Origin of the sequence: Bartonella capreoli (assembly GCF_902813205.1) — a bacterium.
Classification (GTDB): domain Bacteria; phylum Pseudomonadota; class Alphaproteobacteria; order Rhizobiales; family Rhizobiaceae; genus Bartonella; species Bartonella schoenbuchensis.
Map to the genome: position 1 here is coordinate 1 of NZ_CADDZX010000321.1, position 405 is coordinate 405.

Here is a 405-nt window from a genome sequence, read left to right on the forward strand (position 1 = left end):
CAAAAATTTTACGACTTTCAACTGATTTTTCAACTGTTAAAACATCAAAAGCAGCTGCATTGATATCAGGATGGATCGTTGAAATTCAGCCAATGACAAATTATTAGGACGACATTTCTCTTTTTCTGCCAATGTCACAATGCATCCAGTAATATGATGAGCCTCACGAAAGAAAGGCCCCAATTTGCGTACAAGCCAATCAACTAGATCTGTTTCTATCGCATAACCAGAATCTGCTGCTTATATCATAACTTTTTTATTTACTTCCAAATCACCAAGGATCCCCGTCATTGCTGCCAGCCAATAATTCCAAAACCAAAGCCACATCAAAAACAAAAGTTTTATCTTCCTGCATATTCAATAAGCGAGAGGTAGTCTCTTCATTACGGTTAAAAAACCAATAAA

Annotated in this window: 1 pseudogene; it reads right to left on the reverse strand. The window is 36.3% G+C overall.

The window, feature by feature from the left end:
- Nucleotides 1-405, reverse strand: a pseudogene (locus tag J7R05_RS08615) (argininosuccinate lyase); the annotation flags it as partial.